At 64.9% G+C, this 23,359-nt stretch carries 17 protein-coding genes and 1 tRNA gene; 13 read left to right on the forward strand and 5 right to left on the reverse strand.

Features of this window, described 5'->3' with window-relative positions; all coding sequences use genetic code 11:
* Positions 1–6: 6 nt before the first annotated feature.
* From ASILVAE211_RS14820 to ASILVAE211_RS14845, 6 genes are all read left to right on the forward strand, one after another.
* Entirely contained in the window at positions 7–1,236 is a 1,230-nt protein-coding gene (locus ASILVAE211_RS14820; protein WP_227322112.1) for an LL-diaminopimelate aminotransferase, read from the forward strand.
* Complete coding sequence (locus tag ASILVAE211_RS14825) at positions 1,233–2,534, forward strand: homoserine dehydrogenase (protein WP_227322113.1); 1,302 nt, start codon at positions 1,233–1,235, stop codon at positions 2,532–2,534. Before ASILVAE211_RS14820 ends, ASILVAE211_RS14825 begins: the two co-directional genes overlap by 4 nt.
* A gap of 112 nt (positions 2,535–2,646) precedes the next feature.
* Positions 2,647–3,630 carry a class II fructose-bisphosphatase gene (gene glpX, locus ASILVAE211_RS14830; RefSeq protein ID WP_227322114.1) on the forward strand — a complete coding sequence of 328 codons (984 nt, stop codon included), beginning with the start codon at positions 2,647–2,649 and terminating at the stop codon, positions 3,628–3,630.
* A 73-nt stretch (positions 3,631–3,703) separates the two neighbouring features.
* Entirely contained in the window at positions 3,704–5,473 is a 1,770-nt protein-coding gene (gene recJ / locus ASILVAE211_RS14835; RefSeq protein ID WP_227322115.1) for a single-stranded-DNA-specific exonuclease RecJ, read from the forward strand.
* 152 nt (positions 5,474–5,625) lie between these two features.
* Positions 5,626–5,701: transfer RNA gene (locus ASILVAE211_RS14840), tRNA-Glu, on the forward strand.
* A 482-nt stretch (positions 5,702–6,183) separates the two neighbouring features.
* Positions 6,184–7,263 (forward strand): acyltransferase family protein, encoded by a 1,080-nt coding sequence (locus tag ASILVAE211_RS14845; protein ID WP_227322116.1) that lies wholly within the window; start codon positions 6,184–6,186, stop codon positions 7,261–7,263.
* A 15-nt stretch (positions 7,264–7,278) separates the two neighbouring features.
* Here the strand turns inward: ASILVAE211_RS14845 and ASILVAE211_RS14850 are convergent, their stop codons facing one another.
* The 3 genes from ASILVAE211_RS14850 to ASILVAE211_RS14860 form a co-directional block, all read right to left on the reverse strand.
* Positions 7,279–8,634, reverse strand: a complete 1,356-nt coding sequence (locus ASILVAE211_RS14850; protein WP_227322117.1) for an ATP-binding protein — start codon at positions 8,632–8,634, stop codon at positions 7,279–7,281.
* Positions 8,627–9,883, reverse strand: a complete 1,257-nt coding sequence (locus ASILVAE211_RS14855; protein WP_227322118.1) for an NAD(P)-binding domain-containing protein — start codon at positions 9,881–9,883, stop codon at positions 8,627–8,629. Before ASILVAE211_RS14855 ends, ASILVAE211_RS14850 begins: the two co-directional genes overlap by 8 nt.
* A gap of 366 nt (positions 9,884–10,249) precedes the next feature.
* A complete protein-coding gene (locus ASILVAE211_RS14860) occupies positions 10,250–11,683 on the reverse strand; it encodes an MHYT domain-containing protein (RefSeq protein ID WP_227322119.1) in 1,434 nt (477 codons plus the stop codon).
* A gap of 544 nt (positions 11,684–12,227) precedes the next feature.
* Here ASILVAE211_RS14860 and efeU point away from each other — a divergent pair.
* The 3 genes from efeU (at position 12,228) to ASILVAE211_RS14875 (ending at position 16,289) form a co-directional block, all read left to right on the forward strand.
* Positions 12,228–13,829 carry an iron uptake transporter permease EfeU gene (gene efeU / locus ASILVAE211_RS14865; RefSeq protein WP_227322120.1) on the forward strand — a complete coding sequence of 534 codons (1,602 nt, stop codon included), beginning with the start codon at positions 12,228–12,230 and terminating at the stop codon, positions 13,827–13,829.
* A complete protein-coding gene (efeO, locus tag ASILVAE211_RS14870) occupies positions 13,816–15,039 on the forward strand; it encodes an iron uptake system protein EfeO (protein WP_227322121.1) in 1,224 nt (407 codons plus the stop codon). Before efeU ends, efeO begins: the two co-directional genes overlap by 14 nt.
* 77 nt (positions 15,040–15,116) lie before the next feature.
* Positions 15,117–16,289, forward strand: a complete 1,173-nt coding sequence (locus tag ASILVAE211_RS14875; protein ID WP_227322122.1) for a Dyp-type peroxidase — start codon at positions 15,117–15,119, stop codon at positions 16,287–16,289.
* 64 nt (positions 16,290–16,353) lie between these two features.
* On the opposite strand, the gene ASILVAE211_RS14880 is transcribed toward ASILVAE211_RS14875, so the two are convergent.
* Complete coding sequence (locus ASILVAE211_RS14880; RefSeq protein ID WP_227322123.1) at positions 16,354–17,511, reverse strand: DUF5666 domain-containing protein; 1,158 nt, start codon at positions 17,509–17,511, stop codon at positions 16,354–16,356.
* The gene (locus tag ASILVAE211_RS14885) at positions 17,508–18,356 is read right to left on the reverse strand and encodes a DUF6502 family protein (RefSeq protein WP_227322124.1); all 849 of its coding nucleotides are present in this window, start codon (positions 18,354–18,356) and stop codon (positions 17,508–17,510) included. The genes ASILVAE211_RS14880 and ASILVAE211_RS14885 overlap by 4 nt, the downstream gene beginning before the upstream one ends.
* 158 nt (positions 18,357–18,514) lie before the next feature.
* On the opposite strand from ASILVAE211_RS14885, the gene ASILVAE211_RS14890 reads away from it, so the two are divergent.
* From ASILVAE211_RS14890 to ASILVAE211_RS14905, 4 genes are all read left to right on the forward strand, one after another.
* Positions 18,515–19,333, forward strand: a complete 819-nt coding sequence (locus ASILVAE211_RS14890) for a glycosyltransferase family 2 protein (RefSeq protein ID WP_227322125.1) — start codon at positions 18,515–18,517, stop codon at positions 19,331–19,333.
* Positions 19,330–20,844, forward strand: a complete 1,515-nt coding sequence (locus ASILVAE211_RS14895; RefSeq protein WP_227322126.1) for a DUF2142 domain-containing protein — start codon at positions 19,330–19,332, stop codon at positions 20,842–20,844. The genes ASILVAE211_RS14890 and ASILVAE211_RS14895 overlap by 4 nt, the downstream gene beginning before the upstream one ends.
* Before the next feature lie 39 nt (positions 20,845–20,883).
* Complete coding sequence (locus ASILVAE211_RS14900) at positions 20,884–21,798, forward strand: bifunctional helix-turn-helix transcriptional regulator/GNAT family N-acetyltransferase (RefSeq protein WP_227322127.1); 915 nt, start codon at positions 20,884–20,886, stop codon at positions 21,796–21,798.
* A 103-nt stretch (positions 21,799–21,901) separates the two neighbouring features.
* Positions 21,902–23,350 carry an aminotransferase gene (locus ASILVAE211_RS14905; protein ID WP_227322128.1) on the forward strand — a complete coding sequence of 483 codons (1,449 nt, stop codon included), beginning with the start codon at positions 21,902–21,904 and terminating at the stop codon, positions 23,348–23,350.
* The last annotated feature ends 9 nt before the right edge of the window (positions 23,351–23,359 follow it).

The raw sequence follows: 23,359 nt of genomic DNA on the forward strand, positions 1-23,359 counted from the left end.
GCTGCCATGACCGAAGAGTTCCACCGCATCCGCCGGCTTCCGCCTTACGTCTTCGCCGTCGTCAACAAGGCTAAGGCCGCCGCCCGCGCCGAAGGCGCCGATATCATCGATCTCGGCATGGGCAATCCGGACAGTCCGACGCCGCCGCATATCGTGGCCAAGCTGGTGGAAGCGGTGCAAGACCCGCGCACGCATCGCTATTCGGTCAGCCGTGGCATTACCGGCCTGCGCCGCGCGCTGGCCGGCTATTACGACCGCCGCTTCGGCGTGAAGCTGGACCCGGAGACCGAGGTCATCGCGACGCTCGGCTCGAAGGAAGGTCTGGCGAACCTCGCCGCCGCCATCACCTCGCCCGGCGACACCATCATGGTGCCGAACCCGTCCTACCCCATCCATCAGTTCGGCTTCATCATCGCGGGCGCGGGCGTGCGTTCCATTCCCGGAACGCCGGATGACGAGATGCTGCGCGCCATCGACCGCGCCGTGCGCCATTCCGTGCCGAAGCCGACGGCGCTGATTGTGAACTTTCCGTCCAACCCGACGGCAGAACTGGCCAGCCTCGATTTCTACAAGGAACTGGTGGCGCTGGCCCGCCGGCATGAGTTTTTCATCCTCTCCGACCTTGCCTATGCCGAACTCTATTTCGAGGGCGAGCCGCCGCCGTCCGTATTGCAGGTGGAAGGCGCGCGCGACGTGACGGTGGAATTCACCAGCATGTCCAAGACCTATTCCATGCCGGGCTGGCGCATGGGCTTCGCCGCCGGCAATCAGCGGCTGGTGACGGCGCTGGCGCGCATGAAATCCTATCTCGATTACGGTGCCTTCACGCCCATCCAGGTCGCGGCCACCGCCGCGCTGAACGGCCCGCAGGATTGCGTGGACGCCGCGCGGACCCTGTATCGCGAACGGCGCGACGTCGTGATCCCGGGCCTGGAGGCGGCGGGCTGGAAAGTGCCGAGCCCGCGCGGCTCCATGTTCGCCTGGGCGCCGATCCCCGAGCGCTATGCCCATATGGGCAGCCTGGATTTCTCGACCCTGCTGCTGGAAAAGGCGCGCGTCGCCGTCGCCCCCGGCATCGGCTTCGGTGAATATGGCGACGGCCATGTCCGCATCGCGCTGGTCGAGAATACGCAGCGCCTGCGGCAGGCGGTGCGCAATATCCGCACCTTCCTGGCCAGCGACGGCAACCATTCCTCAGCCTCCCCCGAGGCTCCTACTCCGCAGGTATCCGCATGAGCGACCCCCACAAACCTTTGCGCGTCGGCATAGCAGGGCTTGGCACCGTCGGTGCCGGCACGGTCACCGTCCTGCGGCAGAATGCGGCGATCATCGCCGCCCGCGCCGGCCGGCCGATTACCGTGACGGCGGTCTCGGCCCGCGACCGCACGCGCGACCGTGGCATCGCGACCGAGGGGCTGAACTGGCATGACGATCCGGTGGCGCTGGCCGCCGACCCGGATGTCGATGTCGTGGTGGAAGTCATCGGCGGCAGCGAAGGTCCGGCCGCCGAAACGGTGCGCGCCGCCATCCGCGCCGGCAAGCCGGTGGTGACCGCCAATAAGGCGCTGCTGGCCCTGCATGGCGCAGAACTCGCGGCCCTGGCCGAGACGCATGGCGTGCCGCTCGGCTTCGAAGCGGCGGTGGCCGGCGGCATTCCTGCCATCAAGGCGCTGCGCGAAGGGCTGGCGGCGAACGAGATCATCTCCGTCTCCGGCATTCTCAACGGCACCTGCAACTACATCCTGACGGTGATGCGCGAGCAGGGCCGCGACTTCGCGGAAGTCCTGGCCGACGCCCAGGCCTTCGGCTATGCCGAGGCCGACCCCGCTTTCGATATCAATGGCGTCGACGCCGCCCATAAGCTCGCCATCCTCGGCGCGCTGGCCTTCGGCCAACCGGTCGATTTTTCGGCGCTGCATGTCGAGGGTATTCGCCGCATCACCGCGCTGGATATCGCCTTCGCCCGCGAGCTCGGCTTCCGCATCAAGCTGCTGGGCATCGCCCGCCGCACCGCCGACGGCGTTTCCATGCGCGTGCATCCGGCCATGGTGCCGGAAGCCGAGGAAATCGCGCAGGTCGACGGGGTCTTCAACGCCGTGGTGGCCGAGGGCAATTTCGTCGGCCGCGTTATGCTGATGGGCCGCGGCGCCGGTGCCGGCCCCACCGCCTCGGCGGTAGTGGCCGACCTTATCGATCTGGCGCGTGGCCGCCTGACGCCTATCTGGGGCGCGGAAGGCGATGCGCTGGGCCAACTGCCGGCGCTGCCGATGTCGGCGCATCAGGGCGCCTATTACCTGCGCCTGATGGTTCGTGACCGGCCGGGCGTGATGGCGGACGTCACCGCCGTGCTGCGCGATGCCGGCGTGTCCCTGCAATCCATGCTGCAACATGGGCGCGCGCCCGGCGAATCGGTGCCGATCGTATTGGTAACGCATGAAACGACAGAGGGCGCGATGATGCAGGCGCTCGACGCCATCGCCGGTCTCGACAGTGTGTTAGAACCGCCGGCGCTGATCCGCATCGGCGCGGCCTAACGCGGCCCGGCCTAACGCGGCCCGGCCTAACGCGCGGCCGCGTTATTTCCCGAATCGGCGTGGGCCGGGCTAGGCTCGGTCCCGCGCGAGCGAGATCTTGAAGGAGCACGCCATGTCCCAACTTCCCCGGCAACATACGGATCGCAACCTGGCCTTGGAGCTGGTGCGGGTGACGGAGGCGGCGGGCATTGCCGCCGCCAAGTGGATCGGACGCGGCGATAAGAACGCGGCCGACGGCGCGGCCGTGGAAGCCATGCGCCACGCCTTCGACTCGGTCGCCATTTCCGGTACCGTCGTCATCGGCGAAGGCGAGATGGACGAAGCGCCGATGCTCTATATCGGCGAAAAGGTCGGCATGGGCGGCCCTGAGATGGACATCGCCGTCGATCCGCTGGAAGGCACGGAAATCGTCGCCAAGGGTGCCGCCAACGGCATGGCGGTGATCGCGCTGGCCGATAAGGGCCGCTTCCTGCACGCCCCCGACATCTACATGCAAAAGATCGCCGTAGGCCCCGGCCTGCCCCAGGGCGTGGTCGATCTGGACGCCCCGGCCGGCGCCAATCTGCGCAATCTGGCGCGCGCCAAGAAGGTTGATATTTCCGACCTCGTCGTCTGCATCCTGGATCGGCCGCGCCATGCCGAGATCATCGCGGAATGCCGTGAAGCCGGTGCGCGCATCATGCTGATCGAAGCCGGTGACGTCGCCGGCTGCATCGCGACCGCCTTGCCGCAGAGCGGCGTCGACATCTATCTCGGCTCCGGCGGCGCGCCCGAAGGCGTCATCGCGGCGGCCGCGCTCCGCTGCATGAACGGGCAGATGCAGTGCCGCCTGCTGTATGAGGATGACGCCCAGATCGAACGCGCCCGCACCATGGGCGTGGTCGACCCCAATCGGAAATACAGCCTGCATGAGATTGCCGGCGGCGACGTGATGTTCGCGGCCACCGGCGTCACCACCGGGCCGATGCTGCGCGGTATATTGCGCACCGAAAGCGGCGCCGTGACGCATTCCGTCGTCATGCGCAGCAAGTCCGGCACCGTCCGCTTCGTCGAAGCGCAGCACGACTTCGCCATCAAGCATTGGACCAACGCGTGATGCCGCAAGCGTCACGGGGGATGCGGCGCTGAGCGCGCTCGTCTCCGCCCCCGCCACGACCGAGGCTGAGGCCGTGCTGGGGGTGGAGGCAAGCCTGAGCGGCCGCCGCTGGCTGTGGCGCGCGGGGGCGGAAACCTTGCCCCCGCATCTCGGCCTCGGCATCGCGCAGAAACTGGACGTGCCGGAAATCGTCGGCCGCTTGCTGGCCATTCGCGGCATCGGCATCGAGGAAGCGGTTCATTACCTGACACCGACGCTCCGCGCCCTGCTGCCCAACCCATCGACTTTGATCGATATGGACCACGCGGCGGCGCGGATCGCGGAAGCAGTGACGCGCGGCGAGACGATCGGCATTTTCGGCGATTACGACGTCGACGGCGCCTGTTCCACCGCGCTGATGACCGAGTTGCTGCGCGGCATGGGCTGCATCGTCCATACCCATATTCCCGACCGCGCCAAGGAAGGCTACGGCCCGAACGTGACCGCACTGGGTGCGCTGGTCGATAAGGGTGCGACGCTTGTCATCTGCGTCGATTGCGGCACGGCGGCGCATGACGTGCTGACCTGCCTGACCGGCCGGGCGGATGCCATCGTGCTGGATCATCACAAGGCGGAAGGGCCGCCGCCCGCGATTTACGCCACCGTCAATCCGAACCGGCTGGATTGCGGGTCCGGCCAAGGCTCGCTCTGCGCCACCGGCATTGCTTTCCTGACGGCCGTCGCCCTGCTGCGCCATCTGCGCCAGAGCGCGTTTTTCGACGCCACGCATCCCGAGCCGGACCTGATGGCGCTGCTGGACCTGGTAGCGCTGGCGACCGTCTGCGACGTGATGCCGCTGACCGGGCTCAACCGCGCCTTTGTGTCTCAGGGCCTGCGCATCATGGCGCGCGGCAACCGGCCGGGCGTCGCGGCTTTGCTGGAGGTTGCCGGCACGCGCGGCGTGCCGACCACAACCTCCTGCGGTTTCGCCATCGGCCCGCGCATCAATGCCGGCGGGCGCGTCGCCGATTCCGGCCTCGGCCTGCGCCTGTTGCTGACCCAGGATCCGGAGGAAGGCCGCGAAATCGCGGAACTGCTCGACAGTATCAACCGCCAGCGCCAGCAGATTGAGCTTGGCGTCATGGAAGAGGCCTTTCGGCTGGCCGAGGCGCAGATCGCCGCCGGGCATTCCGCGCTGCTGGTGGGCGGCGAAGGCTGGCATGCCGGCGTCGTTGGCATCGTCGCCGGACGATTGAAGGAAAAATTCAACAGGCCGGCGGCCGTCATGGCCTATGCCGAGGGCCGGGCGACAGGCTCGGCCCGCTCGGTGCCCGGCATCGATATCGGTGCCGCTATCCTGGCGGCACGGCAGAACGGGCTGCTGGAACGCGGCGGCGGCCATGCCATGGCGGCCGGCTTCTCGCTGCCCATCGAGGGCGTGCCGGCCCTGCACGGCTTCCTGAACGAGCGTCTGGCGGCGGCAAGCGCGATGCCGGCGGCAGCGGCGCTCGCCATCGAAGGCGTCATGACGCCGCGCGGGGCCACGGTGCAGGTGGCGGAATATCTGACGCGGCTTGCCCCCTTCGGCCAAGGCAATGACGAGCCGCTGCTTATCATGACCCATGCGCGCGTTACCAAGGTGGACCGCATCGGCAAGGACGGCGGCACCATTCGCGCGATTCTGGAAGGCGAAGGCGGGGGCCGGCTGAAAGCGCTGCTGTTCCGCGCCAAAACCGGGCCGCTGGCCGAGGCGCTGACTGATACCGGCCGCCGGCCGCTGCATCTGGCAGGCTATCTGCGGGCGGAGGAATGGAACGGCGTGGTTTCGGCGAGCTTCATCGTGCAGGACGGTGCCTGGGCTTAATTTGCCTTCCTCTGCACGCAGAGCGGGAGAGCCTTGTCATACATCTGACCAAAAATACCTGCCACGGGGGTTGATTCCGGGACGTCCCCCGGCTACTCAGCGGCACGGCCTGATGAGGCGCCGCCAGGCACCGCATCATTGCAGAATGGTTCGTCCCGTTCGTCTAGAGGCCTAGGACACCGCCCTTTCACGGCGGTAACACGAGTTCGAATCTCGTACGGGACGCCAATTCACAATCGACAATTCAGCAGTTACGCGCCCGCCGTGAGGCCCCCATTGGGCCATTCTGGGGGGATGAAGACGCGCATCGCCGCTCAGACGGACAAGCACTCAACCCCGCGCGCAATCGAGAGGATGGCGTTTTTTGTCCGATCATCGCGCGGGTCTTTCCAGGCAGCGCGCAAGTTCGGTTTGACCGGCGCGGAAGCGACGAGATGCGCGGCTCAAACTGCCGCCACCCAAGTCTGCGCGTCATGATGGAGACAGGTCGTGCGCGCGCTTTCGCGCTTGCCAGGACGGTTTCAATCATAGCCCGACTGACGCTGCCGGACGCGGGATCGGTCAACACCGTTCTCAACTCACGTGTTTGTGTCACGATATAACCCTGTCACAGATCGGCCTATCCTTCAGCCTGCCCTAACGCTTTTAGCCGAATGCCGGATGCGCCTGACTGCCGCTATGGTTTATCGGACAATGCGAAGGTCTGTCCGATGCAGGTGACGACGACAAGAAAACATCAGTTCGCCGTTCTTGACGGTCTGCGCGGCTTCGGTGCGCTCACCGTCCTTGTCTTCCATCTTATCCAGCAGCATATCGTCGGCATCCTGCCTTTCGCCGGGCTGGCCGTTGATTTCTTCTATATGCTGAGCGGCTTCGTGATGGCTTTCGCCTACGAGCACAAGCTGCGCAGCGGCGCCATGGATTTCAAATCCTTTGCCGGGATCCGCATCCTTCGTCTGTATCCGTTGCTGTTTGTCGGGACAATGGCGGGCATTGTGCTGGGCCTGCTGGCGGCGCATGTAAAACATGACGTCACCTATACGCAGATCGCCATCAGCGGCGCGCTTGGGCTTGTTCTTCTGCCCTCCTACGTCTTTCCGCAATGGGGCACGGCTTTTCCCTTCAACATGGCGCAATGGTCCCTGACCTTCGAGATTTTCGCCAATGCCGTCTTCGCGGCCATCGCACCGAAACTGACGACGCGCGTATTGCTTGGCACCCTAGCCGTCACCGCGCTTCTGCTGATCGCCTCGGCGCTGGTGCATGGCGACATCTACGGCGGTTATGACAAGGACAATTTCATCTACGGCTTCACGCGCGTGCTGTTTCCCTTCTTCGCGGGCGTGCTGGTCTTCCGGTTTCGACGCAGTCCCCGCCACGCGCCCTGGCTGGCGGCAGGACTGATCATCGCGCTGATCGCTTTCCTCATGCTGCCGCCCTGGCATGCCGGCCTCTTCACGCTGCCTTATGTCATCCTGCTGTTCCCGGCTATCATCTTCCTGGGTGCCGCGGCGGAGGTGGGACCGCGCGTCTCGGCCTTCTTCCGTTTTCTGGGTGTGCTGTCCTATCCGCTCTATATCCTGCAAAGCCCGATTCTGCGCATCGGCGAGGAAGTGCTGAAGCGCAAGCATTTCGGCCTTGGCGGCTCGATTGCCTTCGGATTGGCGGAAGCCGCCGCCGCGCTGGTGATTTCGTATCTTGCGCTAACCTATTACGACGTGCCGCTGCGGCGCTTCATTCGTGCCCGCGCGGCGCGGCGCCGCCCGGCGCTGGCCAGCAGCAGCGTTTAAGAGGCGCTGTGCGCCTCAGGCGTGCCGCCGACCTTCCGCATAGGGCTGAGACGGCCCGCGCAGCCAGTCGAGCGCGGGCGCGTCCAGCGCCGGACGGCGGCCCGTGGCGGCACCATAGGCATCGAAAATAGGCCCGAAATCCTGCGGATGGATGGCCTGCAGGCGCCGCAGATAGGCGGCCATCACACGCGGTTCGTCATAGGGCACGTCGTGATAGAGGCATCGCGCCTCGAGACGCCCAAGGTCGCGCGGCGAGCGCTCGATCTCTTTCGGGAATAGCGCCACCAAAGGCGATGCCAATATCGGCGCCGGACGCCAGGGGACCGGGCGGAAGCCGCTATCCAGGCAAGATAGCAGGCGCGCGCACAGGTCATGCCCGAACAACCGACCGAGATGCGTGGTGCCGATGGGGCGCGCGTTCAGCTCGATCAGCGATGCCTGGCGCGTTGCCGGATCAAACATGAAGTCGAAGCTGATGAAACCCGAGCATCCCATGGCCGCGACCAATTGCCGCGACGTCTCAGCCATCTCGGCATTCTCGACGTGACGCACCATGGTGCTTGGTCCCGTCGGGGTAGGATGGTTCTTCTCGGCCAGAAAGCTGACGCCTTCCAGCACTTCGCCCTGCCAGGCGAAGACCGTGCGCATGGCCGGGACACCGGCGACATAGGATTGCAGCACCGGTGGAGCATCGATCGCGGTACTGAACCCGGCCACGTCCCACATCTTCCGCCGCAACGCGCCGCGCAGCCGCCGCCAGGACGTGGCGCCACGCACCGCCGCCATGGCGCGCCGCAATTCGTCCGGGTTGCGGGCGATCGTGACGCCATGCCCGCCACAGGTATGCTCTGCCTTCAGCACCACGGGATAGCCCCAGTCCTGCGCGCGTTGCAGCATGGCATCGGGCTCAGCCGAAATGCAGACGCGCGGCGTCCGCAGCCCGAGTTCCGACGCCAGCCGCATCAGGCCGGCCCGGGTGCAAGCGGTGGTGTAGCCGCGCGGTGAGCCCAGGGAAATTTCCAGCAAGGCGCGCAGCGGTGCCGTCACCGTCGCGGCGGTGGCGATGACGCGCAGCGACAGAGCCGCCATATCGTCCAGCGGAATGACGAGATCGGCATCCCAGTCGCGGGTCGCCGCTTCCAGCCGGTTGCGAATGAAGGGGAGCGCCAGCCACAGGCCGCGCTGAGCGGGCAGCGGAAAGCGCCGCCCCATGAAGCGCGTTTCCGCGCAATAGAAGCCCGGCGGGCAAAGCACCGCGCAATCGGCGCCCAGCGCGCCCAGCGCCGCCGGCAGCCGGTCGCTGCCGACATCATTGGTCAGAGCGACGAACAGGATGCGGGCGCGACCGGTGCGCCGCGTGGCGCTACCCATCTGCGGAAACGGAGTTTGACAGGCTCGGCCCATATTGGGCTGCCGGCTGCCGGCGGCGCTGCCCTAGAATGCCGATGGGCGCCAGATGCCGTGACAGGCGCCGGGCGGTGAATTCCGCCCCGGCGGCAAAGCGCATGACCGGGCCGAAGCTATTCGCGGCGGCAGGCCCGATGAAATACAGACCCGGCAAAGAGGTCTCGAAATTGCGCGACAATTTCGGTGCGCCGCCAACGTCACGAATGGCACCCGCCATAGCCTCATTCAAAAAGGCGTTGCGGTTGACGGCAACCTTGTAGCCGGTGGCGCAGATCACATGGTCCACCACCACGGTGGCGGAGGCGCCGGCGGCGTCGCGTGTCGTCAATTGCACGCGCCCAGCCTCTTCACGCGCGCCTGCCACCACCGTGCCGGTCATGATCGCGACATGGCCCTCGACCTCGTCGCGCACGAACCAGGCCGGTGCCGGCCCCAGATAGCGGCGCACGATTTCGCTGCGAAAGCGGTCGGGCATGTGGTGAAACACCATTGGCGCACGGGTGCAGAGCACCGATTTCCAGCCTGGGCCGAGCGAGGTCATGGGCGCGCGGATCTTGTCGCGCAGCGAGCGCTGGCCGAGCGGCGTCTGAAAGCGGACGGATGCGCGCCGCGCGATCACCGTCGCATGGGCGCCGCGTCGCCGCAACGCGGCGGCGACATCCATGGCCGAGGATCCGCCGCCAATGACGGCGACAGCGCGGCCCGCGAAGCGGCCGAAATCATGATGGGCCGAGCTGTGGCTACAGAGCCTGGCCGGCAATTGCGACGCGAAATCAGGCAATTGCGAATAGCTGCCGACACCTGCGGCAACAACGACCTGGCGCGAGGCGATATGGCCGCCATCGGCAAAGCTTGTCAGATAGCCGTCGCGCGTGCGGGTGACGGCTGTGGCCATGCGATTTTCCAGATGGGGCAGAAAGCGTTGTTGAAAGGCCGCGCCATAGCGGATGAAAACATCCTTGCTGACCGGAATTCCCGTATGGGCATAGGGAATGCCTTGCTCGGCACAATAGGCCCCGAGCGTGAAGGCTCCACTCGGCTCGAACAGCGAGGACGCGAAACCCTCGGATTTCAGATACATGCCTTCCGGCATATTGTCCGTCCAGGCGCCCATCACGGATCCGGCAATCCTGAAGCTCAGACCACGGGCTTTGAGATGGGCACCAAGGGAAAGACCGTAAGGGCCGGCACCAATGATAAGGCAATCCGTCAAATTCGATCTCCTGGATTGGCTTTTTCGATCGCGCTAGCCGTTGATCGATGCAGGACTAGTTCTACGAGCATGTGGGACAGGTTGTCTGCTCACACAAATTGCGCCCACCTCATCTTTTGTGGCTACTCCTTACATGCATTATGTAATTTTCAAAACTTCGTGATAAAATCTGAATTTGTGCGTTGCACACACAAAAGACTGGCGCCTAACGGCTGATTTCGGCGATGCCGCCGCATTGGCCTGACACAAGTTTGAGAATTGTCCCCGCGAAGCGGGGATCAAATGGCCAATGGCCATGCGGTCAGACGGCTAGCCGAAGGTGACGGATGGGGGACGAGCCTAGCCGGCGCCGATGGCATCCTTGCGCTACGCTGAGGCCGTTCTCAGATTTTCGATGACCAGGGGAACATCGCCGAAGCCGCCGTCGGTACGCGTCACGCCGCGCACCAGCAGCATCTCGTCGAAATGTGCGAGGAAGATGGTCATCAGTTCCGGGTCGAAATGCTGGCCGGACTCGCGGGCCAGCAAGGCTTTCACCTCCACCGCCGACCACGCCGTTTTATAGGCCCGTGGCGAAAGTAGCGCATCGAAGACGTCGGCGATGGCGACGATCCGGCCCGCCAGGGGTATTGCCTCCCCACGCAATCCACGCGGATAGCCGCTGCCGTCCCACTTCTCGTGATGGGTCAGCGCAATCTCGGCCGCGAAATCGAGCAGCGGCAGGCCGCTGCCGGTGAGCAGCGTATGGCCGATATCGGTATGGCTGCGCATCCTGACGCGCTCGCCCTCCGTCAGGTTATCGGCCTTCAGCAAAATGCTGTCGGGAATGCCGATCTTGCCGATGTCATGCAAAGGCGCCGCTTCCATGATCAGCTTGGAGAAAGCAGGATCAGTACCCGACAGTTCCGAGAGTCGGCTCGCAATGCGGGCCAGACGCAGGACGTGATGCCCGGTGTCATCGTCCCGGAATTCGCCGGCAGCGCACAAACGGCCAACAATTTCCCGTGTCGAGGCGGCCAGGATATCGGTCTCCCGCTGGGCTGCCACCGCCTTGCCGCGATCAGCCGCGTTGCAGACTAAAGCGAGGCCAAGAAGTGCGATTGTGACACCGGCAATGGCCAAAGTCAGCGGGCTGCGCTCAAGACTGGCGCTGCCGACCGTCTCCGCACCGTAGTGGATGACGGTCGCCGCCATGCCGGTATAGTGCATGCCGGCAATGGCGGCAGCCATGACAAGCGCCGCGACCGCCCTTTGCCAGTTGTGGCGGGTATTGCGCGACAGCCAGAAAGCAGCCGTCGCGGCACCGATGCCGATGACGACGGATAAGATGAAAAGGCCGGGCTGGTAAGACAGCGTGCCGGGCAGTTGCAGCGCCGCCATGCCGGTATAATGCATGGCGGCAACGCCAATGCCCACGGTCACGCCCGCACCCGCATATTGCAGCCGGTTCGGCAGTTTGGCCCCACGGACCAGTTCCAGGCCGACCGCACAGGCCAGCACGGCAATGGCGAAGGAAATCGTGGTCAGCACGGGATCATAATTGAGCGGAAAGGTCGCACGGACTGCCAGAATGCCGATGAAATGCATCGACCACATGCTGCCGCCGAGCGTGAGGGCGCTGCCGGCGAGCCAAAGATACACGGCGGGCGCGCTGGCCTTGTTCAGCCGCTCGGTCATGTCGAGCGCGGCATAGCTGCCGATCACGGCAACAAAGTAGGACAGCACGACGATTCCCGGATCATGGACGAAATGCGGGCCGGTCGCAGTGCTGATGCACAGTCCGAGAAACGTCAGGCTCATACGGCGATCACCAATGCCTGCAAAAATGTCGGTTGGCGACGGTGCTCAGAAGGAATGAAACAAGATCAAGCGCTGAGCGGCGATGCCAAAAACTAACATAACTTCGCCCCTGATCATCCACATTATTTGTAAATAACATATAATTACATGCAACCCGGCCGCCGATACTAGTTCTCCAGCGTCGAGCCTGACCTGATGACCTAGAGACTTGGGACCAAGCCTTCCGGCTTGAACTGCGGCCCGGGCTGCCAATCCCGGACCCGTCCGGGCCGGCTGGCGCGTCAGATGGCGACGCAACCCGCCCCTCCGTTTTTCGGTTGAGACCGCGACTGCGAATGACTTGCAATCTCGTCAACAGGCGGATATTCCAGCTTCGCATTCAACAAGCCTGAGCGGGCGGAGGCTGCGGACCACGCGATGACAGTCTGACCACATTCTCAACGACGCTTTCGGGCAACCGCCCGGCAGTGGTTATGCGGCCGGCAAGGCCAATGATCCCCTCATCCTGCGACAAGAGGCGGCGGACTTCCGCTGAACCCATGCGATGCTCGCGACTTTCGTCATCGGCCTGCGTGAAGGTCTGGAAGCAGCGCTGATCGTCGGCATCATCGCCGCCTTCCTGCGCAATAACCGCCGCAGCCTGACCGCCATGTGGGCCGGCGTCGGCCTGGCCGTAATCCTGTCGATCCTCGTCGGCGTCGGGCTGGACCTCGTCGAGCAGGCCCTGCCCCAGGCAGCGCAGGAAGGGATGGAGAGCGTCATTGGCGCCATCGCCATCTTCTTCGTCACCGGCATGATTGCCTGGATGAACAAGCATGCCCGCAGCATGAAGCGGGAGCTGGAAGCCCAGGCCGCCGAGGCTTTGAGCCAGACCAGTGCCTTCGCCCTCTCCGCCATGGCCTTCCTCGCGGTGCTGAAGGAAGGGTTCGAGACGGCTGTCTTCCTGCTCGCCACCTTCTCGGCCGCGCAATCGGCCGTCCTGGCCGCGACCGGCGCCATGCTGGGCGTGGCGCTGGCCGTCGTCATCGGCTGGGGGATTTATGTCGGTGGCGTGAAGATCAACCTGTCCCGTTTCTTCCGCATCACCGGCGCCTTCCTCATCCTGGTCGCGGCCGGGCTTGTCATCACCGCGCTCCGCACCAGCCACGAGGCCGGCTGGCTGAATGCCGGCCAGCAGATGACCGTCAACCTAGCCTGGCTGGTCGCCCCGGGGACCGTGCAATCGGCTTTGATCACCGGCGTGCTGGGCGTGCCGACCGATCCGCGACTGATCGAAGTCATCGGCTGGTTCGCCTATCTCATCCCCGTCTCACTCTACGTCTATTGGCCGCAATCCCGCCGCCCCTCGCCGCGCGGCGCCGTGCAGCTGCGCTTCACGATCGCGGTGGCCCTCCTCGTCGTCGCGACCGGCCTGGCACTGCTTTATCCGCAGGCGCGGCCCGGCCCGCTGCCGGCGGCAACGCTCGTCTCATCGGACAGCGACCAGAGCGCAATCGGCACCGCAAAGATTACGTCCGACGGACTGGCGCTGGCGCTGTCGATCAAGGGGCAGGACAGCCGCATCGCCCTGCCCGCCTCTCAGGCGCAGGCTACCAGCCATGAAGGCCTGCCGGCCCGGCGCTGGCATCTGGCGACGAACACCGCGCCCGCCCAGGCACCCAAGACCCTGACCATCGACCAGGTCTTTGCGCTGAATGGCGGCCGCGCGCCGGTCGGCCTCAATTTCCATATGCATCCCGGTCCCTATGACGCCGCGTGGAACGAGACCCGCACCACGGATGTCTGGACCACGACCGACGGTGTGCTGCTCGACGCGGCGCAGTCGGATGTCACCATCGTGCAGATTTCCGGCAGCGGACTTTTCGCCCCACGCCCACTGACCGTCAGCGGCGATGCCGCTGGCAACTGGCAGATTTCCAGCGGCTATGCGGCCGATGTCTCCGCGACCTTCGGCCGCTTGTCCGCCGATCAGCAGGAGCGCGGCTTCTGGGCGCTGATCCTGCCGGCGCTGCTCGCTTTGACCGCCCTTTTCCTTGCTTTGACCGCCAGCGCGAAAACCCGTGCGCTCAATCGCATGGCAGGCGCTGCGGGGCAGATCCCTACCGCTCATTCTTTGTCCAAAGGAAATACGCATGCCGCTGAATAGTTTCGGCCGTCCGCTGCTGCTCGCAGCCGGCTTCGGCACCGTCCTGTCCATGACGACGGCGCTCTCCGGCGTCGCACGGGCTGCGGAGGACGCGCCCGTCGTCAATGGCGTCAGCCAGGTTCATATCACGCTGGTCGGTGACAATGGCGGCGCCTGCCTGATCGACTATGATCACATCAAGGCCGGTCCGATCACCTTCACGGTGACGAACAAGACCGCGACCGCCATCACGGAAGTGGAAATCCAGAGCGACAACCGCATCCTGGGCGAGAAAGAGAATCTGGCCCCCGGCCTGCCCGCCGTCGCGCTGACGCTGACGCTGGGTGGCGGCAGCTATCAGGTCTATTGCCCCGGCGCCGGCCAGGAACTGCAGACCTTCACCGTCACCGGCAAGGCCGCCGCCGCAGCGACGGGCACGACCGCCCAGCTACTGCAGGACGGTACCATCGGCTATGCCAAATATGTCGCGGGCGTCGCCGCCTCGATGGTCGATGCCGTGACGATCCTGAAAGCCGATATCGATGCCGGCGATCTGGCCAAGGCGAAAGCCGAATACCCGCTCGCCCGCCCCTTCTATGAGCGCATCGAATCCGACGTCGACAGCTTCGTGCTGCCGGGCTTCAAGGCCACCGACAACGCCGGCAGCCTGGATTATCTGATCGACATGCGCGCCTCCGCGCTGGACCCCAAGGTCGGCTGGCACGGCTTCCACGCGATCGAGCGCGATCTGTTCCAGAACAACGCGATCACGGCCGAAACGAAGTCGCAGGCCGCTGAGCTTCTGACTCATGTCGAGATGCTGGCCAAGCTCACGCCCACGCTGACCTACAAGCCGGAAGACCTCGCCAATGGCGCGGCCGACCTGCTGGAAGAAGTGCAGACCACCAAGGTGACAGGCGAGGAAGAAGACTTCAGCCATATCGACCTGCTCGATTTCGCGGGCAATGTCGAAGGCGCCCAGCAGGCTTTCGCCTTTCTCGAACCCGGCATGATGAAGATCGACCCCGACCTGACCGCGCGCGTGCAGGCCGAGTTCGCCAAGGTGAATGCCATGCTCGATACCTATCGTGACAAGACCCAGCCGGGCGGTTACGAGCTGTATACGGCGCAGATCAAGGCCGCTGACGCAGCGAAGCTGAGCAAGGCGATCCAGGCCCTGCAGGAGCCGCTGTCGAAGATCGGTGAAAAAGTTGCAACCGCGGAAAAATAATGGCTGACACATCAACTAAAGCTTCGTCTCTGTCCCGCCGCGGTATGCTCTTTGGAGCGACCGCGGGTGCTGTGGGGGTGGCCGCGCATGCGGCTGCCTTCGCGGCCAGTCCGGCGCAGAGCGGCGACGATATGGTGGATCTGACCAAGAGCCACCCGTTCTACGGCGATGCGCAGCAGGCTGGCATCAGCACCGAGCCGCAGCGTCATTCGATGTTCATGACCTTCGACCTGACTACCGCCAAAGTCGGCGACATCCAGGTGCTTCTCGCGCTCTGGTCGGCGGCCATCGCGCAGATGATGCAGGGCGCGACGATCGGCCAGGTGGAGCCGCCGCAGGATAGCGCGGTCGGGCTCGATACCGGCGAAGCGCTGAACCTTGGCCCCGCGTCATTGACCGTGACCATCGGCCTCGGCCCCAAGATTTTCACGGATATCTACGGTCTCAGCCATCAGAGGCCGCCATTGCTGCGGGAACTGATCGCGCTGCCGAGCGATTCGCTTGTCCCGGGTCTCACGGGCGGCGATCTTTCGGTGCAGGCTTGCGCGGATGATCCGCAGGTCGCCTATCATGCCGTGCGCGATCTGGCCCGCATCGCCAAAAGCACCGGCAGCGCGCAGACGCGCTGGACCGTCATGGGTTTCGGCCGCGCCTCGGCCGGGCGTGGTCAGCAGACCCCCCGCAATCTGCTCGGTTTCAAGGACGGCACCCGCAATCTGAAAGAGGATGCCGAGTTCGAGAAATTCGTCTGGGTGAAGGACGGCCCGGCCTGGCAGCGCTACGGCTCCTATCAGGTGGTGCGCAAGATCCAGATGCATATCGAAAACTGGGACACCGATCGCGTCAGCGACCAGAACAACGTCTTCGGCCGCCACAAGGTTTCAGGCGCGCCGCTGACCGGCAAAACCGAGTTCGATACGCCCGATTTCGCGAAGACCGATGCCAGCGGCAATACGGTTATTCTGCCGACCGCCCATATCGCCTTGGCAGCGCATGAGAACAACAACGGCATCCGCATCCTGCGGCGGTCCTACAACTATACCGACGGGCTCAATCAGTTCGGGCAATTGGATGCGGGGCTTTTCTTCATGTCCTACCAGAACGACCCGGCGCATTTCGAAGCCTTGCAGACCCGTCTCGGGGCGTCGGACGCCCTGAACGAATATATCGCCCATATCGGATCGGGGATTTTCTTCGCGCCCCCCGCCCCGAAACAAGGCGAATATATCGGTCAGGCCATTTTTAGCTGATCGATCAACGATAGCTGGACTGAAAAAGGCGGCACCAGCCGCCTTTTTCATTGCTTGATCGCCATCAAGGGCCGCCGCCGGGTCCGCCACCTGGGCCGCCCGCATGACCGCCCCCCTCACCACGATTGACGCCCGCACCGCCGGACGGGCCTGGCCCATTGCCGTCGCCACTCGGCCCGGCCGCGCCGGCCGCTTTCCCCATTTCCGCCGGTGACACGCTGACCGATGTCGCGACCAGCCCCGTCGCCGCGCTCCGCACTAGCCCCAGCACGGCAGGTTCGTTCACAGACGGCAGGGCCACGCCCGGCGGCAAGGCCATATGCACGGCGAAGGGCATGGCGCCGCGCGGCGCCGCACCGACCAGCGCCTGAATGGCATAGTGATTGATGCCCGCGCCGAAAACGGAAGCCGGATTGGTCTGCAACAGATCAGGCGTCGCTTGCGTCACTTCCAGCCCGCCATCCACCAGCAGGCCAATCAGCCTAACGCGCTGACCGGAAAGCGCTGCCAGACCCGCACCCATGACCGGCAAGGTTCCGATGCGATAGCCCCGGCCCTGGCGCTGCAATTGCCCATGCAGCAGTGCTGTCCCTGTGGCTGCCGCATCGATGCGGCTTGCGAGCACGCCGCCATCCGGCTGCGGCAGGCCGCTGACGGCGACCCAGCGTCCTGGCGCTAATGCTACCGGCATCCAGGCGCCGGCCGCGATGCGGACGGTCTGGCCGGCGACGACGATTGATCCATCATCTGCCACGCTGTCAACAGGCCCGATGATTTCGTGGCGGATGGCGACCTTGGCCGTTTGCGGCCGCTGACCTGTCCAGGTCGCGATCAGCAGCGCGCGGTCACCGGCCGCAAGTGCGCTTGCCTCCGTTGCCACGCCGTCGGAGGTGACAGTCAGCGACGGCGCCAGATCAACCTCCAGCCCAGCGAGACAGACACTGCCGAAACCGGTGATGACGGCGGCAACACCGATCGGCGGCGGAACGCTGTCCGGGTCCGGTTTGTCCGGCGGCTTGGTGATCGGCCCTGTCCCGCCGATGCCGCGCTCGGCCAATTGCATCCGCCCGTCGCCACCCGGCACACGACAGGCGGTGCCGGGCATGGCGGGGCTGAGCCAATTCCTGCCCAGCTGGTCCACAGGGCCAGCCCTATCCAGCGACTGTCCGGTGCAGGCGGCCAGCAGCACGGCCATCGATGTCAAAGCCAGACCGCGCCTCATGACCCGCGCCCCTCGCCGGCATCATCCTCGGCATAAAGGTAGATGCCGAAATTAACACGCCGTGTCTGCCGCGTTTTTGGAGACTTGTCATCAAGCGAGGCAATGGCCGCAGCCTGCTGATTGATGTCCTGCAAGAGTTTCGTGGACGCCGCGCGCGCCGCCGCATCCAGGGCCGCGGCCGCCTCCGCACTCAGCCGGTCGTAATGCACGCTGAGGTCGGGAAAGGGCGCATGGCCGGCGGACAGAACATTGGCAGCCGCCGCCGCGATATGATCGTGCAGATTGCGACCAAAATAGAAGAGCTGCGCCTCCGCGCCCGGCATGGGCACGAAAGCCAGAGTGTTGAGCCGCACCTGATCGCCCAGTTCCTGCGTCACGATGCCCTGGGCCAGAAGTTCATCCAGGACCGCGCGTGGCCGCACATCCGTGGTGATGGATCGTACCAGAGCATCGAAGGACGGCCCTTCCGCCGCGCTGCGCGGCAGAAGCCAGACATCGGCCGCCTTGTCCGTGCCGGGCGGCGTGGAAAGCCAGCGGGCGATCAGCGCGCTGGTGAAGGTCACGGAACTCGGTTCCGGCAAAGGCGGCACCGGCGCACCGCCACCGGCTTCACGCAGCCGCCGGATTTCCTTGCGATGGATACCTGTGGCGAGGCTGAGCCGGCTGTCCGTGCGCGCCTTCTCCTGCTCCAGGCTCGCCGCCGCGACCTCCACGAAGAGCATGCGCAGGCGTTCGGCCAGGACCGGGAAGGTAATGCCGACGCGCAGCATCAGCCGCACCAGGGGGCGCAGCAAATGGGCGGAAGCGTTCAGGATCGCTTCAGTGGGAAGGGCATGCGGGTTCATGATCCGATACGAAGGGTAACATGCGCGGCTAATCGTGGGAACATCTCCCACACCCTTGCGTGGGAATTTTTCCCACATTATAGATTTTCTCATCTGCCCAGGCTCGGCGGCGGCCCATTCGGCCTGCCTTGCCCAAGATAGAAGATGGGATCTTGTTCATGCTGCTCGGAAGACGCGTCACTGTCGTATTGCCGGCCTATAACGCGGAGCGGACCCTGCTGCGCACCATCGCCGAGATTCCGCGCCATATCGTCGACGACATCATCCTGACCGATGACGCGAGCCAGGACCGCACCGTCGACGTGGCCAAGGCACTGTCACTGTTCACGCTCTGTCACGAGCAGAATTGCGGCTACGGCGCCAACCAGAAGACCTGCTACGCGGCGGCGCTGGCGCGCGGCGCGGATATCGTGGTCATGCTGCATCCTGACTATCAGTATTCGCCGAAACTGGTCAGCGCCATGGCATCCATGATCGCCTCCGACCATTACGATGTCGTGCTCGGCTCCCGCATGCTCGGCCGGGATGCGCTGAAAGGCGGCATGCCGCTGTACAAATACGTTGCCAACCGGGCGCTGACGCGGGCGCAGAATTTTCTCCTGGCGCAGAACCTGTCTGAATATCACACGGGCTATCGCGCCTGGAGCCGCCAGGTGCTGGAACGCCTGCCCCTGCTGCGCTGCTCGAATGATTTCGTCTTCGACAACCAGATGCTGGCCCTTTCCGTCGATGCCGGATACCGGATCGGTGAAATCTCCTGCCCGACGCGCTATTTCGGCGAAGCATCCAGCATCAATTTCCATCGCAGCGTCACCTATGGCCTGGGTGTTCTGGCAACCTCGATCGACTACCGGCTGTCGCGCATGGGCCTGCGTGGTTCCGGCCTGTTCGACAGCGATGACGATGACGGGCGTCTGGCGCCAGCACCGATCTACAACCGCGCCGTCGCAGGCCTCTCTCAAAAGGCCGCCATATGAGCAAGGCATTCGCTTTCCGCACCGTCAGTGAAGACCGGCCGCGCAGCCGCCAGCCTGCCGGCCAAGCGCCCAGCCTGCACCTGCCCGGTCAGATGTCGCAAATTTGCGTGGTCATCTTCCTCACGCTGGTAGTGCCGCTTGGCATCATCCTGGCCTTCGTGACGCCGCTCGGGGGTGTCGCTGATGAGACCGCCCATGCCTTGCGCGCGGAAAGCCTGTCGCATGGCGACATCCTGGGCTTTCGCGCCCTCATCCATCTGCCGGACGGCAGCCCGCGCATAGCGGCGGGCGTGCTTGCCGACCCCGGCATCGCGGCGGCGGCCACGGTGCGCGGCCCCGGTGACTGGGTGACGTCAGACAGGATGCGCGCGGCGCGGGCGGCGCAATGGCAGGGCCAGCGGAGCTTCGCGGAAATCACGCCCCTCGCCTTGTATATGCCGGTCTTCTACGTTCCGGCCGCCCTGACCATCGCAGGGATACGGCTGATCGACCTCAGACCGGCCGATGCCTTTCTGGCTGCCCGGCTGGTGAATTTTGCCATATTCGCCGTGATCGGCATGCTGGCCTTGACCGTGGCGCGGCGTGGCCATGCCATTCTGCTCTGCACGCTGGCCTTGCCGATGGAAGTGTCGCTCGCTGCCTCGCTCAACCAGGACGGGTTGCTGATCGCGGTGACGGTTTTGGCGGTGGCATTGCTGACGCGCCATGCCGATGAGCCGACCTCAAGCATGACCATCTCCCCGGCCTGGATTGCCGCTGCCGCCCTGCTCGGCCTCGTGGCGCTCGCCAAAATTCCCTATGCCGGGCTTCTGCTATTGCCGGTTTTTCCGCTTGCATGGAGCCGTGCCTGTAGGCTGCGGCTGATGCTGGCGGCGCTTTGCGCGGTCCCGGCGCTGGGCTGGGCGGCCTATGCCATGGCCCATATCGCGACACCCTGGCCGCCGCTGCCGCCCTATCACGCCGGTCCGCTCTGGCCCGGCGCGACCCACCCGATCTTCACCAGCCCTGATAGCGCCGCGCAAGTGAAGGTGCTGGCCGCCCGACCGTGGCGTATTGTGACGCTGACTCTGCAGTCGCTCTGGGCCAAGAAAGCCATCCTGCTGGAATTCATCGGCATCCTGGGCTTTGTCTCGGTGCGCCTGCCGAGCTCCGTCTATGCGCTGTGGGGGCTGGCGCTGCTGTCGGCGGCGATTGCTGACCGCAAAGGCAGCCAGCCGTCCGGCTTCGGGACAAGGGATCAATGCGCCCTTGCGGTCATGCTCGGGCTGATCGTCATCGCCATTTATATGTCCCAGTATCTGAGCTGGACGCCGGTCGGCTTTCCCATCGTTATCGGACCCACCGGACGGTATTTTCTGCCCCTTCTGCCGGCGACTGTCGTCCTGATCCCGCGCCTGCCGCTGCCGGCCGTGCTGGGGCGCGGCATCTTCCTGCTGCCCCTGGTGATTGCTGCCATCGTCAGTCTGATCGTCACGCCGCTTTGCGTGCTGGATGCATTTTACGCACCGTGAATACTTGACTTAGTCAAGTTGTTTATCGATAGTCGGGCCATGGAAAACGCCACCGCCCGCCTGCGCCGCTTCAATCGCTTCTTCACGCATTATGTCGGCGCGCTGGACCCCAAATTCCTCGGCACCGACATGTCTCTGGCCGAGGCGCGGCTTTTGTTCGAAATCGCGCAGCGTGACCGGCCGCTCGCGGCTGATTTGCAAACAGCTCTGAGCATGGATGGCGGTTTCGTCAGCCGGGTTCTCAGCCGGTTCGAAGCCCGGGGCTGGATCGAGCGGCTGCGCGGAGCGGAGGATGCGCGCCAGCGCCCTATCGCCCTGACTGAAGACGGGCGACAGGTCGCGGCCGAATTGGACCGCCGCCAGCAGGAGGTGGTGGAGGCCAGCCTGGACCGCCTGAATGACGGCCAGCGCGTACAACTGGTGCAGGCACTGACGACCCTGCAATCCCTGCTTGACCCCACCGCCGAACGCGGCTTCACGCTGCGCACCTTCCGCGCCGGTGATATGGGGCTGATCGCGTCCCGCCAGTCTGTCGTCTATCGCGAGGATTATGGCTGGGGGCCGGAGATCGAGGTCATCGAAGGCGAGGTCACCACCAATTTCCTGCGCAATTTCAAACCCGGCCGGGAACAATGCTGGGTGGCCGAGGTGGACGGCGTCATCGCGGGTTCCGTCTTCCTGACCGATGAGGGTGATGGGCTGTGCCGGCTGCGCCTGCTTTACGTCGAATCCTTCGCGCGGGGCTTAGGCGTCGGCCGAGCGTTGGTCTCCGCCTGCGTCAGTTTTGCCCGCGAGACCGGCTACCGGGAAATCTCGCTCTGGACCCATTCCATCCTGGAAACGGCCCGCCGCATCTATGCCGAACAGGGTTTCACGATCACCGAAACCGAAATGCATGAGCGATTCGGCATGCCCCTGATGGGCGAAACCTGGGTGCTGACCCTGCGCCCCTGAAGGATTTGATCACAAAATCCTTGCGTCCGGCAAAAAGGTGATCACAATCCGCCCCGTCGCGTCAGAGGCGGCCCATAGGACAATCGCTTAGGACGCGCTGACGATGACAGTCTCCCTCTCTGCCGATGCTCGCCTCTCCAATGCCGGGGCGCGCGATTTCGCCCTTCCGGAGGATGAGGCCAAGGCCGCCTGGGAGGCTGACCGCCAGCACCTGCTGCACCCCTGGACGAATTTCGCGAGCTTCAAGGAGCGTGGCTCCTTCCTCGTCAGCGGCGCGCGCGGCGTGCATGTCTATGACACGACGGGCCGCCAGTATCTGGACGGCATGGCCGGGCTGTGGTGCGTCAATCTGGGCTATGGGCGCGAGGATATCGTAGAAGCCATTGCCGATCAGGCGCGGCGGATGCCCTATTTCACGCCCTTCGTGGATGTCGGCTCCCTGCCCGCCGCCGATCTGGCAAAGGAAATCGCCCGCATCGCGCCCGGCGACCTCAACCACGTGTTCTTCACCTGTGGCGGCTCGACCGCCAATGACAGCGCTGTCCGCCTGATTCACTTTTATCATGCGCTGCGCGGCAAGAAGGACAAGCGCCGCCTGCTGGTGCAGATGGACAGCTACCACGGCAGCACCTACCTGACGCATTCCATGTCCGGCCGTCACACGGCGCGCAGCCCGCTGCTCAATTTCGAAACCGAGATGGTGCAGACCCTGCGGTCCCCCAATACCTATCGCCGCCCTGAGGGCATGGATGAGGCTGGCTTCCTCGACCTGCTGATCAGCGAAATGGAAGAGCGCATCCTGTCGCTCGGCGCCGATACCATCGCCGCTTTCTTCGCCGAACCGCTGATGGGCGCCGGTGGCGTCATTGTGCCGCCGCGCGGCTATCATGCCCGCGTGCAGGGCCTCTGCCGCAAATACGATATCCTGTATGTCTCCGACGAGGTCGTGACCGGCTTCGGCCGCCTTGGCCATTTCTTCGCTTCGGCCGAGCATTTCGGGCTGGAGCCCGACATCATCATCTCCGCCAAGGGCATCACCTCGGGCTATCAGCCGCTGGGCGCCGTCATCTATTCCGACCGCATGCAGGCGGTGCTGAATGCCGCGCCGGAAGAGGCCTGGTTCACCAACGGCTTCACCTATTCCGGCCATCCCGTGGTCTGCGCGGCGGCACTCGCCACCATCCGCGCCATGGAGGCCGAGGATATTTGCGGCCATGTGCGGGAGAACGGGCCGAAATTCGAGACGGCGCTGAAATCCCTGCTCGATATCGATATCGTGGGCGATGTGCGCGGCAGCCATTTCATGATGTGCGTGGAAGCGGTGGCCGACCAGAAGACCAAGGAGCTTTTCGCGCCCAAGGCCGATGTCGGCCATCGCATCGCCGATCACGCCCATGAACTGGGGCTGATCGCGCGCTCCATCGGCAATCTGATTGTTCTGTCCCCGCCGCTGATCTTTACCGAGGATCATATCGCCGAGACGGCCGCGACCTTGCGCGAGGCGATTACGCGCACGCGGGCGGATTTGAAGGCGGACGGCTTTCTGGCGTAAGGCGACAGG

Origin of the sequence: Acidisoma silvae, from assembly GCF_020618775.1 — a bacterium.
GTDB lineage: Bacteria > Pseudomonadota > Alphaproteobacteria > Acetobacterales > Acetobacteraceae > Acidisoma > Acidisoma silvae.